Annotated in this window: 16 protein-coding genes; 1 reads left to right on the top strand and 15 read right to left on the bottom strand. The window is 45.9% G+C overall.

Annotation, left to right across the window (positions count from 1 at the left end; translation table 11 throughout):
• Window positions 1-53 precede the first annotated feature (53 nt).
• From M1D30_RS10075 to M1D30_RS10015, 13 genes are all read right to left on the bottom strand, one after another.
• Entirely contained in the window at window positions 54-2,561 is a 2,508-nt protein-coding gene (locus M1D30_RS10075; protein WP_248503623.1) for a zincin-like metallopeptidase domain-containing protein, read from the bottom strand.
• Window positions 2,562-2,585: 24 nt separating this feature from the next.
• The gene (locus M1D30_RS10070; protein ID WP_248503614.1) at window positions 2,586-3,956 is read right to left on the bottom strand and encodes a hypothetical protein; all 1,371 of its coding nucleotides are present in this window, start codon (window positions 3,954-3,956) and stop codon (window positions 2,586-2,588) included.
• A 72-nt stretch (window positions 3,957-4,028) separates the two neighbouring features.
• A complete protein-coding gene (locus M1D30_RS10065; RefSeq protein ID WP_248503612.1) occupies window positions 4,029-4,631 on the bottom strand; it encodes a DUF4134 family protein in 603 nt (200 codons plus the stop codon).
• Window positions 4,632-4,663: 32 nt separating this feature from the next.
• Window positions 4,664-4,945, bottom strand: a complete 282-nt coding sequence (locus M1D30_RS10060) for a hypothetical protein (protein WP_027455118.1) — start codon at window positions 4,943-4,945, stop codon at window positions 4,664-4,666.
• Window positions 4,946-4,968: 23 nt separating this feature from the next.
• A complete protein-coding gene (locus tag M1D30_RS10055) occupies window positions 4,969-5,799 on the bottom strand; it encodes a M23 family metallopeptidase (RefSeq protein WP_248503609.1) in 831 nt (276 codons plus the stop codon).
• 28 nt (window positions 5,800-5,827) lie between these two features.
• Window positions 5,828-6,532: a hypothetical protein gene (locus M1D30_RS10050; protein WP_248503607.1), complete on the bottom strand. Its 705-nt coding sequence runs from the start codon at window positions 6,530-6,532 to the stop codon at window positions 5,828-5,830.
• 29 nt (window positions 6,533-6,561) lie between these two features.
• Complete coding sequence (locus tag M1D30_RS10045; protein ID WP_081778380.1) at window positions 6,562-7,230, bottom strand: hypothetical protein; 669 nt, start codon at window positions 7,228-7,230, stop codon at window positions 6,562-6,564.
• A gap of 43 nt (window positions 7,231-7,273) precedes the next feature.
• Window positions 7,274-7,942, bottom strand: coding sequence for a hypothetical protein (locus M1D30_RS10040; RefSeq protein WP_155808396.1), 669 nt, complete (start codon window positions 7,940-7,942; stop codon window positions 7,274-7,276).
• Window positions 7,943-8,003: 61 nt separating this feature from the next.
• Window positions 8,004-8,495 (bottom strand): PH domain-containing protein, encoded by a 492-nt coding sequence (locus M1D30_RS10035; protein WP_027455122.1) that lies wholly within the window; start codon window positions 8,493-8,495, stop codon window positions 8,004-8,006.
• Between the two features lie 2 nt (window positions 8,496-8,497).
• The gene (locus M1D30_RS10030; RefSeq protein ID WP_248503605.1) at window positions 8,498-10,024 is read right to left on the bottom strand and encodes a toprim domain-containing protein; all 1,527 of its coding nucleotides are present in this window, start codon (window positions 10,022-10,024) and stop codon (window positions 8,498-8,500) included.
• A 23-nt stretch (window positions 10,025-10,047) separates the two neighbouring features.
• Window positions 10,048-11,694, bottom strand: a complete 1,647-nt coding sequence (locus tag M1D30_RS10025) for a hypothetical protein (protein ID WP_248503604.1) — start codon at window positions 11,692-11,694, stop codon at window positions 10,048-10,050.
• 24 nt (window positions 11,695-11,718) lie between these two features.
• Window positions 11,719-11,943, bottom strand: coding sequence for a hypothetical protein (locus tag M1D30_RS10020; RefSeq protein WP_248503602.1), 225 nt, complete (start codon window positions 11,941-11,943; stop codon window positions 11,719-11,721).
• Window positions 11,944-11,973: 30 nt separating this feature from the next.
• Window positions 11,974-12,723, bottom strand: coding sequence for a DUF4099 domain-containing protein (locus tag M1D30_RS10015; protein ID WP_248503600.1), 750 nt, complete (start codon window positions 12,721-12,723; stop codon window positions 11,974-11,976).
• Between the two features lie 227 nt (window positions 12,724-12,950).
• Between M1D30_RS10015 and M1D30_RS10010 the strand changes: the two genes are divergently transcribed.
• Window positions 12,951-13,610 carry a M23 family metallopeptidase gene (locus tag M1D30_RS10010; RefSeq protein WP_248503599.1) on the top strand — a complete coding sequence of 220 codons (660 nt, stop codon included), beginning with the start codon at window positions 12,951-12,953 and terminating at the stop codon, window positions 13,608-13,610.
• A 135-nt stretch (window positions 13,611-13,745) separates the two neighbouring features.
• Here the strand turns inward: M1D30_RS10010 and glf are convergent, their stop codons facing one another.
• Together glf and M1D30_RS10000 are read right to left on the bottom strand one after the other, a co-directional pair.
• Window positions 13,746-14,894, bottom strand: coding sequence for a UDP-galactopyranose mutase (gene glf, locus M1D30_RS10005; protein WP_248503597.1), 1,149 nt, complete (start codon window positions 14,892-14,894; stop codon window positions 13,746-13,748).
• Window positions 14,895-14,902: 8 nt separating this feature from the next.
• Window positions 14,903-16,066 (bottom strand): DUF3405 domain-containing protein, encoded by a 1,164-nt coding sequence (locus M1D30_RS10000; RefSeq protein ID WP_248503590.1) that lies wholly within the window; start codon window positions 16,064-16,066, stop codon window positions 14,903-14,905.
• Between the last annotated feature and the right edge of the window lie 8 nt (window positions 16,067-16,074).

Raw genomic sequence — 16,074 nt, 5'->3', positions numbered from 1 at the left:
ATGTTCCTCAATATATTTTTGTCTTGATGCTGTCACGTTTTTACTCTTTTAGGTTATCGATGAAAGGCTTGATGCTTCTCTGGTTCAGCCTTAGCTTCCTTTTCTGAGGCAACACCAGGTGACACCAATTCTGAGATACCGCGCTTTGCCGTCTGCTTTGGAGCTTCCAACTGGTCACAGATGGCTACACGCTCTCCGGCACGGATAAGCTTTGGCAGATAAGTGTCAAGGGCATGGTAAGGGAAACCTGCCATTTTTACAGCATTGCCATCAGGCCCTTTCTGCTTGGTGCTCTTAGTGAGAGTGATGCCGAGTATCTTAGAGGCTTTCTCAGCGTCCTGCTGATAAGTCTCATAGAAATCGCCTGTGCGGAACAGAAGAAGTGCGTCTGGATGCTTGCTTTTCAAGTCCAGGAACTGCTTCATAATCGGAGAGAGAACGACGGCAGCTACAGCCTTGGTCTCTGCTTTGGTGGCTTCTTCCTTGGCTTTTTCCTCCTTACGCTCTTTCTCCTTTTGTTCAGGAGAGTTACGACGCTTCTCTTCCTCTTGCTTTTTCTCAGATTGCGTCTGCTCTTCCTTCTGCTCCTCCTTCTTGTCTTCCTCTTCATGGACTTCGACATTCTTGGTCTGCTCCTTGGTCTCAGCCTGTGCTTCCTGCTCAGTCTTGTCTGTACCGACAGCTATGGCATCGGTACGATCCTTACGGAGCACATCGGCAAAAAGAGATGCTGCAAGGTGGGTCTTATAGTCCTGTTTGTCATCTGCCAGCCACATTCGTTGCCACTGCTGTTGATTGACCTCACGGGCTTGAAGCCTGTTGCCGTCGATGGTAGGTACGCACAGAATGACACTCGGCTTGTTGTCTGTGGCTTTGGTCTTGAAGATGTTCACACGCTCGATACGTGCCAACTCCTCGGCAGTAGCCTGACTCTTGAAAAGGTCTGTCTTCAGTTCTGGCTTCTCCATAGCCATAGCATAGTATCTGGAAGCCATCTCCAGACGCATGTGGTCACTGGCTTCTTCATTGCCTTGCTTCATGGTCACGAAAAAGCGGTTGACATCTGCCTTGTCAGCATAAACGGCAAAGGATGGCTCATTCTCTGGCTTCAGGAACATTGCCCACTTGCCAGCGTCATCCCTCAACATAAGCACTTTGTCGAAAGCAACAGAGTTGGAACGGCTAACTGCCTCTGCAACATCGAGCTTGGCAAGGTATCTCAGTTCCCAGTTGTTGAGCTTGGAAGCGGAAACTTCCTTGCCAGCGAAGAAACTGTCATCAGGACGATAGCCCAATGAGCCATCCATGTTAAAGAAGGAAATGGTCTCAAAGCCTTCTTTACGCAAGGCTTTCTCGATACGTCCTTTGTTCATGCCTGGTATCTCGTTATCCACTTCCAAGGATGCACCTGCAGGGAGTACAACATCTGCTTTCTTTGCCTCAGAGTCACGGACTACGACAAATTCCTTGGTGTCCTTGTTGGGCAGGTTCTTCAGCTCATCAGCTACATAGTAGTGCTTGGGCTGTTCTGCCTGTGTTTCCTCATTCTGCTGTGGGGATGACAGTTCAACCTTCTCACCACGCTCTGCCTTGTGAAGCATATCCAAAGCATTGTTGACATCCATCTCCACGACATCAATGAGACAGGGATTCTCTTTGAGTTCACGCTGCCAGTAATCGACCATCTTCATGCTTTCGGCAGAGAGCTTGGCAGGAAGTCCCAATTCAAGCATCTTACTGCCAGCGGCCAACTCGACAATAAGGCGTTCCTGCTTTGCTGCATCTTCAGGAGAGGTGTTTCCGTTGTTCATGCCGTTGCGTCCAAGACGCTGTGCATTGCCTGTGGCACAAACCACCTGACGCATGAGTTCGTTGGTAAAGTCCTTGTAAGACTCGAAATCCTTCTCACTTGGCATATACACCGTGTCTTTCTTGGCATCGTAGTGGGCAACACCGCTGCCATCGAGACGGATGGGCACAAGGTTGTCGCGTGTCTTCAGGATGAAGTCATTGACTGAAAGACGGAGGTGGTCACTCTCAGATTTGGAGTGCTCACGATCCTCAGAGGTTCCATGTGCCTTGACTTCCTGCTCATAGCGTTCCTTGTCAACGAAAGGAAGTGTTGTCTGGTCGATATTGAACAGAGCACGGACTTCACGGGTTCTGACTCCCTTGTATTCTGCCTGTTGCTTTTCGTCCAAAGCCTTGTAGTCTTCACGGCTGATGACATCTTCAGGATTATGCCTGTTGACATATTCCTTCCAGTTGTACCAGTTGAAGGGAACACCCTTTTCCTTGGACTGTACAGACTCACCTCGTTTCTTGGCTTCGCTGAAGAGTGTGTACTCGTTGGTCTTGTAGTTGTTCTGGTCACTGTGAAGTGCCATTGTCATGGCATTGAAGGCTGAGACATTGACACCTCGTGGATAGAAACGTGGTGCCGTCTTCTCTGATGGGTTCAACCATACACCGCCATTCTCCTTGGCTCTTTCCATTGCATTGATGAGAAGTTCAGCCTGTTTTTCGGCTGCTGCTTTCTCCTGTGGGTTCTTTTCCTGCATATCTCTATTGTTTTAATGGGTTTATTATCGTTGTGCAAGTGTCCTGGTCTGAGCCTGTTGTTCACTGGCTGCATAGTTCTCAGCTGCTATCTGTCGCATCTGGTCGTTCTTGGCAAGTACGGCATTGGCAAGGGTGTTAAGAGGCAGTGCGCCCTGATTGTATGCGTCCACCACTCTGTCCGGCAATGCGATGGTACATGGAACCTTGTCGATGGTTGCAATCAGACAGTTACCCTTAATCTGCGGTTGGGAGATTCGGGCATTGAGGGCTTCATCCTCATAGACCTTGTAGTTGCCACGGACATTGGTGTTTCCACCTTGTCCGTAGCTGACTCCATTGTGGTTGTCCAAGGCTTCGTGACCTGCCTTGTTCAAAAGGTTGAGTCCTCCCATACCGATAAGAACCATCTTCAGAATGGGATTTCTGACGAACATACCTGCTACTATACTGGCTAAAGGCAACATGTTATCTTTCAGACCAAGGGATTTGGTCTTACCTGTGAAGATGCCAACAAGCATGTCTGGAAGCATGGCCAGTACATAGCCGAGATTGTGACCTATGTCGGAAATGCCATTCAGACCAACAGAACTGAGCAATCCGCTCCAGCCATTCTGATTGGTCTGTTGTGGTTGCTCCTGCTGAGTTTCTGGTTGAGTCTGGGCGACTTCTTTTTGCTCTTTTACAGGCTGCTGCACCTGTGTTTCCGTTATCCGTTCCACTGTTGGGGTATTTTCTTTTGGTTTAGGCTTGGGTTGTTCCTGATTCCTTTTTGCCTGAGTAGCCTTGTATTCGGCTCTATGTTCGGGCGCAATAATCAAGGGAACATCATCGGTTTCTTTTGCTCCCACCTTGTCGATGGCGGCATTCAAGGCAAGGTCAACACCAACGAACTTGGCTGCTCCAGACCAACTGCCACCGATACCGCCCATCGTCATATAGTCTGCGGCTGCTCCCAAGACATAACCTGTTCCTTTTTCCAAAGTGGATGGATTATACCTCTTCTCAGCCTGTGCCGTGATATGGTTCTCCAGTGGCGATTTGTTAAGTGCCTGGGGAAGATAGAAGATGGTGTTGGTTGCTGCCTTGCGCATGATATAGTCAATGGATGACTTCGGAATCTCATCCTTGATCATCTTTTCAATCATCATCTTCTCTATCTCTGGAGTGACGGTAATGTGCTGCTTTTTCAGCTCATCCTTCACCATCTGAATGTAGTCTTCAGTATGCTTGGAGTTCCATTTCCCCGTGTATCTGAGAGAGGAAAGACTGGCTGCTTGTGCCGACATTCCACCATCAGGTCCAGCTGCTCCAGCCATGATATATGGTAAGCTGCTGGTATGGATGGCCATCTCTTCAGACTGCTTTAGCCGAAGGTCTCGCATTACTTTGTCCATTATTGGCAAGACTTCCGTTTTGAATAACTTATCGTTGCTCGTTTCTGCCATTACTTGAAGTGATGTTACAGGTTAGTTATGAGGTAGATTCCCGCTTAGACTCATCAAGGAATTGTATGTGCCATAGTTGATTTCTCCATTTCGGTAAAGACTATTGATGTAGTTAAGCGTTTTTCCATAGGAACCAGCAGCTCCAGCACCATTCTTGTCATATATATCAAGAAGATAGTTGGCGGTTTCCATCTTGGTTCCGCTTGGAAAGTGAACCCAACGTTCATCGGCAAAAGACGGTATTTCTGTGATAATGCCACTACGGGAGATTCCTCCTTGGTCAGAGGCAAGGAATCCGTCAGAAGTTCCGCTATTGGTTGTAGAAGAGCTGCTGCTTCCTCCTGTGGAAGAACCACTGCCATCAACTCCGAAGAACTGAGGTAAGGCGGTAGCCATCAATACGAAGCACATACAGCTGCCTACAGTCATCATCATCCTCTTTCTGATTTGGTTAGGATTGGTCTGCATACTCAGATAGATGCTCATGGCACCTGCAACGGCTATCACGGCAGCTATCACATAACACACTCCCTGAACATAAGGAAGGTAAGAACCTACGCCGTCAGCAGCATCGCTCAAACCAGACAAGCCACTGTCTGCGAATGAGGACACTGCCATTGGCATAGCGAAAATTATGGAAAACAATCTTTTTGTTATCATAAGTTCAATTGGTTTAATATCTGTTCTTTTGTCTGTTCGATGGCGTGATGATAGACTTCCATCTGTTTTGGAAAGTATTCCTCTAACCATTCGTCCTTATCTACATTGTCATTGATGAACTTGATTGCCAGCATACGGTCAATCTCTATGGCAGCTTCACCTGCCTCGCTGTTGTTGAACCATGCCTTTGTCCACCATCGGATTCCGCTTTTGTCTGGATAGACACTCACAAGTCTTGGTATATCGAAGCTCTGCACGTCAATCTCCAGCTCTGCCAGCGGATCGATGAGTCCGCTACTGGCTACGGCTCTGTCTTCAGCTTTTTTTTTTCGAGTGCGGACATCGTACTGAGGAAGACATGATGCCTCAGTGCCAGATAGTTGAGGAAATCGGCAATCAGCAGGTTCTGCACCTTCTCAGCCAATGGTATGCTTCTGGCACCCATACCCAAAGGATTAGCCATGCTGGGCACAGTCTCATAGAAGTAGTTCTTCATCGCTGACATCGTAAAGATGTTGCGAAGCGCAAGTTCCGTATGCTCAGGAATGGAGTACAGGCCATTGCTCATGTCACTCATGTAGTCCGGGAAGAAGCGCATCATCAGCTCTTCAATCTCCTTCTGGTCTTTGTCGTACATGGTATGCACGTCCATGTCGATGGTGACGAACTGAGGCACGGCACCTACCTGACCTTGCTGCTCCATCGTTTTGAGGTTGCCGTAAATCATGGTGAGAAATTCCAAAGGGTTCATTTCCTCGCCATTGTACTTGACTTCCATGTGGAGCATGTCGGCACTTACAGCAACAACCTGACCTGCCTTTACCACCTGTCCGTAGTTGGCAAAGACATTGCTCAGATGGGAATAGGTCACTTCATAGTTGCCGTAGCGGATAACCTGATAGATACCATGAATGGCATCATTCCCCAAACCTGATACCTTACCTGTTGCAACGGCTGAAAGGAGGTAGTGCTTGACATCGAAGTCAATCCCGTGATGGAAGAATTTTTCTCCTGTCTTAGGATGCTTCTGCTTGCCGTAACCGAGCGACATCTCTACATCTTTGTTCTTCTCCTCAAACGGCATACAGTAGCCGCTGTCTGACTGGAGTATCATTTCATGTGTAAACTGCATATTATTATCCTTGAAAGTTATTCTTTGATTATCTGCCTCTGTGAATCTGTTCCCTTGGCGTTTCTTCCACCTGAACGACCTGTGCCTGTGGCTTCGGCAGCTCCCTCTGTGGCGTGTCTTGTGCTAAAGGCTTCTGCTGTCCACCTCCCAGCACCTGACTCATATTGGCATTGTTGCCAATCATCATCATGCCAAGGACTGCTCCGGCTATCTTTCCGAGCCACCCGAAACGTCCGAAGACAAGCAGGGCTGAAAGTACCAGTCCTGCAAGGCTGAGACCTGACACGTTGCCTTTGCCGAGGTTACTGAAGAAGTTACTGAACATATCGCCTCCGTTGCCAGAGAACACACCACGAAGGAAGTTTGACATGCCGCTCCACTTGCTATCCACACTGGTCATGGCATTGTTCATGGTATCGACAGCACCGCCTACGGAATCCTTCAGTTCAGTTACGGTATTGGCCACGCCATCAACCTTGTCGCTGACCGTATCAATGGTATCTGAGCCAACGACAGCATCGCCAACAATACGGGCGACACTCTTGTCTGTTGTCAGCTTTTCCCAGCCGACGTATGCGGCAGCACCGCCGACAGCAGCGGTCTTGGTGGCTGTGCCGAGTCCCTTGATGGTTCTCTGAGGATGGATGACAGCACTGCCAACGGATGAAGCCGTTGCCTTGGCTGCACGGCCACCGTACTTAAATGTTGCTTTGAGTAATGAACTCCAACTCATATTCTATGCTCTTTAAGTTCAACAATCGATTATCTTCTGCCATTTCGCCTCCAGCGTTCCATACATTGCCTTGTGATACTGGCTTTGTCCGCTTCGCTTCTGGCACTATAGTCTATCTCAGCCCACACGTCAGCAAGTGACGTGTATTTCACCGCCTTGATGAGACGCTGGAGTTTCTTGTTCATGAGTTTGAGTTTGGGACGGATGCCAAAGATAATCTCCAGACGTTCCTTCTCCGTCATCTTGGTATTGGCGAGACAGACCTGACGGATGTCATTGACAATATCCACGCTTCCCATGATAATCTCCCGATAGATTTTGTTACGATTAGCGGAAAGTGCCACTGCAAGGGCATTTGTGGGATGAGCACTTAACTGATGGCTGAAACTTCCAAGGTTGTCAACCATCCTGTCAATCTCATGGTAGAAGCCGTATATCTGTGCTGCATAGGCTATGATGCTGTGAAAGTCATCAAGGTATTTGTTGAACTCCTTCTGAAGGTCTGTGGTAGCATTTACCTCCTCGGTAATCCAGATATGGCCTGTTGCCTCCAGCAGCATCATCTTTTCCTGTTGCTTCAGCTCTTTCTTGGCTTTGTCCGTATAGAGCGCAATCATTCCTGCCAGCACAGGGTCATTGCCCTGAGCATGGAGCATACTCCCACCAACTCCCCCGAAGGGGAGGGCGAGAGTCAGCATGATTATGACAAAGAAAGATTTATTCAACATGATTCATTCCGTTTTAGTATGCAGCTCTGGCACATCTTATCCATCGTCTGTGGGCCTGGAGTGCTATTTCCCCATTGGTACGGTCAAGCATTCCGGCTGTCACACTGTTCCAGACATCGGTCATCGTGTAGTAGCGGATGGACAGATAGAGCTTGGTGAGTTTCTTATTGAAAGCATCGAGCCTGTCATTGAGTGCCCAAAGGGTCTTACTCCTCTCGGCTCCAGTAAGCATATTCTCTGTGCCTCCTTTGGCAATGGCATCCCTCAATGTCGTGTAGATGGTCACAAGTTCCGTGGCCGTCTCTATGTAGAGGTTGTTCATCGACATGGTGGCAACGATACCTTGCGGATTGTCGGCCATCGCTTTTCTCAGGTTACAGAGGTTGATGAAGATGCGTACACCGTCATCATATAGTGTGGTACAGGCTTTCAATGTACTTGCATAGCCGTCCACCGTCTTCAGATAGGAGTTGTACTTTTTTTCCCACTTGTGGATCATCGTAAACTCGGCTGCAATGCCGTTCTGAAGCAGTGCGGTCTTCTGCTGGTCATCAATCTGGGTCTTGATCTGACCATTGATGAGTTCGTTGCCCTCTGCCAGTGCCACATATTCCAATGGATTACTGGAGGTTATCTGGGCATGGGCTTTCCCGAAACTCAACCACAAGAGGACAAACGCCATGAATGCGACTGTCCACCACCGTTGGTCAAAATGCCATCGGTCTTTGTTCATAGGATAGATGTTACCGATTGGTGATTTCATAAATGCCTTTTCTGCGTTTATTGTATTCAACTCTTTCTCTGATGATAGCCACCACGTCGAGCTTTTCTTTCACTCCGTAGATGTCGAGCTTGGGATTGGTTCTATCACCACTGTAGATGCTGACGGTCTTTAATCCGAACAACTGTTCCAGTATATCCCTGCTCTCGCTGAAGTCCACGATGCGGTAAAGCTCAATGTAGTCGCTTGTCCTATGGAAGATACCATGCTGGATGATAAGCTGCTCAGAGGAAACAATGAACCTGAGCTTGCACAGATACAGACAGCCATAAAGCATCATAAGTGTTGTGATGGTACCAAGTATCAGGAATGGAGCCTTGAAGGTGATGGCTTCATGTCCGGCTACAAGGAACAGTACCATACTGACAAGGAACATCAATCCCTGACTGATGATATACTGCGCCCAATGTGGGCGAAGCGTGATGATGTTGAAGCGTCTGATTACCTGTTCCATAGTTACCGATGATAATGTCTTCGCTCTTCCTGGTCTGATGTCTCTACTTCCATAGCAACGTTGCCTTGCTCGTCAACACTGGTGGTATAGTCCACGTCATGCTGTATCTTCTTGTCATTGCCAACATCTTCGGATTCCACGTCAAGTGCTGCTGTGTCTTCCTTGATATCAAGAGCCTTGCAAAGACTCTCCTTGAAAGTCTTCCATGCCTCTGATGCCTGGTTGATGGCTTCTTCTTTGTCGCATGGTGCAACAAGTCTGGAAGAACGTATCTCGTAGGCATCTTCATACAGGGCTTCATATCTGGCGTAGAGCTTCTGGACAGACTTCGGAAGAAGGTCAATCTGCTCACTATTCGGATGAAGCACATCTTTCGTAGATGGTATGTCATCTGTGCCTTTTCTGAAGGAATCCACGTAAGCCTTGTATTCTTCAGGGACATTGCCCTTTGCCAGCGGATGGTTCTTACTCTCGATCATGGCAAGCAGCTCCTCATTGAAGTCCTTATAGCCGTCATTTGTTTCCTCACGGACGACACGGTTACTTGGGACGTTGGCTTTCTCTGCCAAATCCCTGAACATGTCTGCGAACTTCATTCCAGCATCATCCATGTCAAAGCCCATGTGAAAAGTGGCATCCTTGGCAGTTCTCAATAATCCTTCAAACTGTTTTGCGGATGGATTACCGCCCGTAGAAGCATAGACACCACCAACAAGCTCCTTCTTTTCCTGTGTGGTAAGATTACTGTCTTTACCTGCCAGCATTTGATAGAAAGCCATTGCATCATAGGCACTCTCGAAGATGAAGACTCGCTTGGCATCCTGTAGCTTGGTGCCCATCGGACTGGCAATCCAAAGACCTTCACTGGCATTGGAGCCTCTGGCCATGCCTTTGTAAGATGTGCCATCCTGCTTTCTTCTTCCCCTTTCTTCCAAACCAACAATCTTTCCGTCTGTAGATCCAGGAATGGTCATGGGGAAGGAGAGGTTTTTGTAAGTTTGGTCGCCTACAGTGCGTTCTGCAAGGACAAAATGATGATGGAAGGCATACTGCGTACTGAGGTTGATGCCCCTTGGCTGGAAATAAGGATAGAACGGCTTTTGCGTTTCCCTGTCATTGCCATCAAAACGATGCAGCTTGTAATCGTCTATCTTGAAAGGAGGAAGGTCACGCTGTGGATTGATAATCTTCTTTTCCCTTTCCTCGATAGGATTATTCAAAAGCCTGTTGCAGACAAGGTTGACGAGTCTGTCCTTATCCATGCCTGCCGTGTAGTCGGAGAACATTTCTGGATGCTCCTTGATGAAGCTGATGACGTTGTAGTTCTTCCGCGTAGGCGGCTGGAAACAGCAAAGGCCATTGGCAGTAACGATGAACTTGTCACCACGAATACGTCTGCCCTCGCTGTCCAGCCTTACATACGACGGATAGCGCAAGCCGTCACGTCTGTTCAACGTGTAGCCAGCGTCTATCAGCACATCCTGAATACTGAGCTTGTTTTTGAAATCGTCGTAGGTGAGTTCTGCCATTTTGTTATCCTGAATAAATCCTTTTACCTTGTGTGTCCTAATCCTACGCCGTGTTCTCCAGCATTCAGTCCTGCGTCAAAAGCCCTCGATGCCAACTCCTGCGGTGAGTCAACACCAGGCTTGAAATACACATGGGGTCTGTCAGGCCCATGATGCTCCATGAAAATGGATGGCCCACTGTGATGGTGGAAGTCATGGGTCAGCTCATGTGTGATGGCAAGTCCGGCGAGCAAGGCTCCACCAATCTTTGCCCCTAAGCTGGTGTGCATACCAGGAATGTTTTTCATATCCACCTCACTGAAGATGTGGGAGAAGAGCTTCATGCGATGATAGTCATCGATGGCCATGAACTTATCATACTGCTTCTGAGTAATCTCATGGCTGATGCTCTCACCATTGATGACCGCTGTCATGCGGTACTTGGCTTCGCCTTTGGCATCCTTCTCGATTTCGCCCTTTTCATTCCTGACTGGCTCAACCTTGATGTCATCGACATTGACTTCACGACCATGTTTTCCTTCACGATACCATGCCTTGCCCTCATTGAGTTCATAGAGGGCATTGCCGTCAACATGAGCAACGGAACGGTCTTCTGGTTCTAACTGAACCTGTCTGCCGTCCATAGTCAGGGGAATATTTGCCTGTTCCAGAATCTGTGTTTGGCGGTCATTCAGTTCTGCTTCGACTTCAGGCTTCAGCTTAATGCCAATCTGCTCCTTGGAATTAAGCATATCCATCGTAATCTTCTCGCTGAAGTCGCCTTTGATGACATTGTTGAGGATGTCGAGACGCTGCTGTACAGGCACTTCCTTGATGGAATTGCTGGTCAGCTTCTTGACTTCATCCTCTGTCAGGTCATAGACGAAATCCTGCTTAGTGGCAGAGGACTGGATGGTGAGAGTCTTCTTCTCAGGATCAATCACGATGCCGTGACTGTCCAGACACTCCTTGAACTTCTCATTGGAGAAATAGACCTTCGAGGTGATAAGCTCATTATAAGGCTTTGCTGGTTCCAACTTACGTGGAGCCACCTCCATAGGAGTGATGACTGTCTGAAGTTCAGCCAGCACATCTTGCTTCGGAGGCTGTACGGCAGTCTGCTGTCCCTTGTAGTAGAAGCCGTAACCGCCATTCTGCAACTCTCCTGGTTTGATTCGACCATCGGGACGGTCTGGAACCATTGGAGCACCCTGCATGAAGAGCGCACCACCGACACGTCGCATGTGAAAACCTGCTTGCTGTCGAGGTGTCCAGCCCAAGAAGAAATGGTCATGCAGTCCCCACATGGGATGCAGCCCACGTCTGTCCCAAGCCATACGGCCATATTCACCGACACCAATCCTATAGCCGTGAAGTCCCATGGCAACACGTCCGTTGGCATTACGAGCGTGTACGAAGTTCCTTGGAACATAAAAGTCATTGCCGACAAGCGCCGCAAAGGTGTTGTAAGCATTCTTGTTGGCATAATTCGTACCCCAGTCTGTCATGGCTTTCATTTGCTGTGCAGAGATGGGATAGGTGAGAAGCGGAGAGTCATGCCCTTGAACTGCCAACTGGAAGCCATCGCCCTGACGGATGATGTGCGCTTGCATACCATTACGTCTGAGGATGTCTTGCAGCTCTGGCGACAAATCGCCTCTCAGTGGTAGAGAATTGGAACGTATCGACATAATAGTGTTGTTTAGGTTCAACAATCAGGCATTGCCATCAGCCAGTGCCTTTTCAAGTTCTTCTCCTTTGTAGTCAACGAACTTTTCTGCAGACTCATCGCTAACAGACAGTCCGCGTTCTCTACAGAAGTCAGCATATTCGTTCTGCCATTCTTTGGAGTGATGGTTCACATAGTCGAGCCAGTTAAATTCACCGCTCTGCTTCTTCTGAACCAACTCACTTTCGGAATAATACTTGTTTGTAGCCATTGTCCTTTCTTTTTAGGGTTTTGTTTCTGATTAGCGCATGTGTCCCATGCTTCTGAGACCTGCTTTTCTCTGCTCATTCCAGAGTTCATCGGTGTAGTCCTCTTCCTTGACGTAATCAAGATTGCCGTCTTCACCCATGACCCAGCAGCCGTAGATGCCAAAGGTGAATTTGTCCCAATCACGGGTTCGCTGTTCGCTCCACATCTTGGCATCGCCCGGAGATACACGTACTCCAGTGCGGTTGCTAAGGTCAATACCAACAGTGATAGGTTCGTCATCGTCGTCACGGACGAAGGTGACAGGCTCACCATTCTGGAGGTTGTTAAACTCAGCTTCGCTCAAATGGATATCCTCTGAAATGAACTGGAGGTTACGGGCGATAACCTGAACTGGGGCAGACAATACCTGGTTGGTCTCGTTGTCAATCTGTACAAAGGAGCGTACCATGCTGCCATTCTTATCTGGAATGGTGGCAATGATAGTCTTACCTTTTTCTAAGAGAGCGCGGTTCTGCTCTGAGAACAGTCTGAGATCCGCTTTCTCTATCTCAGGATAGAAGAGCGCATCAACATTGCCGTCATCCTTGCGGATGAGCTTGAAGCGGCTACGACTCTTGACCTCATTGCCCTCTTGGTCAATAACCATAATAGGAAGTACGGGCGAGCGTCTTCCTTCGAGAATGTCATTGGTAATCCTGACAGGGAGGTCTTCAATCATTTCACGGGTCAGACCCAAACGGTCAAGGGTCTGGAATGGAATTTCGTTCTCGGTAAACTGCATTTTTCTTCAATTTTTATCAGTTGATGAAATAATTTTGGCTGCGAAGGTACACCATAATTATTCATCTTAGCTGAAGAAAATACTAAATCAGGTCGATTTTGAGTCTTGATAACATTTGAGTATAATTTTGCAGAAGAAATCATACTCAAAACTTATCAAATGTTATAATGAGCACATAATGTATGCGTCTGTTTTTCCGAGTAAAACAAGAATGGTAACTTTGCACCATGAAACGTACAATACTTATGCTTCTCACGTCGGCATTTGTCCAGACAATCTGCCTTGCGCAGTTCAATACCATTGGAGTAGGGAAGAATCGACATGCTATCTATACAAAGAAATATCCTTCAGAACATAGGGTTGTTCCAAAGGATAGTATAAGGAAAGTTGAGAATACGGACTGTATGTTATTTAATTCTGGTGGTGCTTCTGGAATGGAAGGACGGAAGAATATCAGTTCCCATGTTTCCTATCCACTCAATAGAATCCATGTTAATTCTGAGTTCGGAATGCGTTTGCATCCTATTTGTCATAGGTATATCATGCATAATGGCATTGACCTAAAAGCGAGGTATGAGAATGTCTATTCGATGTTTCCTGGTATCGTGACTGCTGCTTCATATTCAACTGGAGGTGGATATTTCGTCACTGTCAATTACGGAGTTTGTGAATGTTCGTTTCTACATTTGTCAAGAATTGATGTGCAGAAAGGACAAAAAGTATTTGCAGGACAGAAGATTGCCGTCAGCGGAAATACGGGTAAGCATACGACTGGTGCACATCTGCACATTTCCTGTAAATGGAACGATACAGGTCAGTATTTTGACCCCCAAATACTACTTGTCTTCATTACAAATGTATTACAGAAATACAATAACGCTAAATAATATGTTTTCTTCTTTATTTTTGATAGTATCAAGAATGAGTAAAGGAAATATAAAGTAAAATCGGACTACTTTGAAGTAGCCCGATTTTGAAATAGATTGTGATTGAATATAACTTCTTTGAATGGTGGAAACACATCAAACGATCATGTGTTTTTTCCAAGTTTTTAATGCATTTTCAATTGTAGGAGCCATATCGTAGTACTTGTATTCAGCTAAACGACCGCCAAAGATAATATCTGTTTCCTTATCCGCCAAAGCCTTATATTTTGCATATAGTTCCATATTCCTGTCATTGTTGATAGGGTAGTACGGTTCCATGCCAGTTTCGTATTCTACAGAGTATTCACGAGTGATGGCCGTCTTGGGATTGTCATATACTTCATTGCCGAACTTCTCAAAGTGCTTATGCTCCATGATACGTGTGTATGGAGCATCATGCGAAGTGAAGTTCATAATGGCAACGCCCTGATAGTTGGGTTTATTTATTATTTCTGTTTCAAACCTAACTGTACGATAATCAAGATTGCCATAACAATTACCGAAAAAATCATCAATCTTGCCGGTATATACCAACTTATCTGCAAAGTTCCTCCAGTTCTTGCAATTTGGCTTATCATCATTACTATCAAAAAAATTGGTGTTGAGCATTACGTCCACACCTTCAAGCATCTTTTCAATCATTTTGTTATATCCATCAATAGGAATGCCTTGATAGATATCGTTGAAGTAGTTGTTGTCGTATGTGAACCTTACAGGGAGGCGACGAATAATGAATGATGGCAAGTCCGTACATTTACGTCCCCATTGCTTTTCCGTGTATTCCTTGATAAGTTTCTTGTAAATATCACGTCCAACAAGAGACAATGCTTGTTCTTCAAGATTACGAGGCTCGTCAAACTTCAATAGTTCTTTTGCCTCTCGTCTTGCATCTTTAATCTTTTTCTCCGCTTCCTCTGGTGTACATATTTCCCACATCTGATGGAAAGTATTCATATTGAATGGTAGGTTGTACAGTTCTCCTTTGTAGTTGGCAATAGTGTGCAACTCAAAGTGATTGAACTTAGTAAACTGATTTACGAACTTCCACACCTCTTCATTGGATGTATGGAAAACGTGAGGGCCATACTTATGTACGTTTATGCCCTCCACATTCTCCTGATACACGTTTCCTCCAATATGAGGACGAGAATCAATTACTAAAACTGATTTACCTGCTTGCTTTGCGCAATATGCGAATGTGACTCCAAATAATCCTGAGCCAACTGTGAGATAATCATATTTCATAGTCTTGTTTATTCAAAGAACATTATTGATCTTTCTGGATCACTTTCTATCGCTTGCATCATCGCATCCTGTCTTAGACACGGCATGGTCATGCCTAAAAGAGAAAACTCATAGTTATTTTGTGCCATTTCTATAAACAACTCATTTATTTGTTCCACGTTCATTCTACACATTTCATCAATGATGAAGAAATAGTCATATTGATTAAGCAGATATTTGTGGTTATCGAAGTAATCTTTTATCAATTCTATCTTTCTACCAGCTTTACCATACACAAAGTCTGCATCATCATAATGTTTGCCAAACGACATGTCATTGACTATTAGATGAACGTCATAATTTCTTCTCACATTACCTGTTATCCATTCTTTATGTATGCTGTATTCTCCAACAACAGATAGTAAACAATAACGTTGATATGTTTTTTTACTTACCTTTTCTTTTATAGGATGATAAATCATATTCTTTTTAAATGACTGTACATGCAATGGCGAGCAGTCATGTGTACTGTCTGAATAAAAATGAGGATTAACACGTTCGGCCAATCCATATCCTTTACCATTCAAGTCTCTTAATGTCAGTCCATTTTTAATTAAGACTGTTGGAACGACACCTTCAAAATGTCCTCGCCATCCATTGCGCATTTCTACGTCAAGACATTCTATTGCTCTTGCAGAAAGACGATAGATGGGAATGAAACAGGCATACATTTTATCTTTAGTAAGTGTAACGCCTTCGCCAGCCCTCATCGACCGCCACCAGGACCATGCAGGTTCATCTTCATAAGTACGTATTCTGGTGGCAATCAAATCCGACGAATCATCTGAAAAAGACTCAAACAGAACACTCCAATTGCCAGTAAAAATAACGTCATCCTCCACAATCCAACAATAGTCATATTCTGGGTGTTCTTTATGAAATACCAATACTGGATAGTGGCAATTCCCAAGAAAACCTTCTATCAAGGCAATATAACCATCATCTATCATTGAGTTCACGTCAAAGGAATATACGCGTTCAAAGTGTACCAAATCCTGTTTGTTATACCCTTTAGTAATGTCAAAAAGCAAATAGACATCAGCCTTATGACCATAATCTTTCGCCAACTTGCTATACCTCTCATGTACAACATAATCTGTTTTGTTAGAGAGTAAAAGAATTGCTTGTTTCATTTTACAGT

The sequence above is a fragment of the Prevotella sp. E15-22 genome, assembly GCF_023204875.1.
Lineage (GTDB): Bacteria > Bacteroidota > Bacteroidia > Bacteroidales > Bacteroidaceae > Prevotella.
Note: the sequence above shows the minus strand (reverse complement) of the source record. Positions and strands in the feature narration are given on the sequence as shown.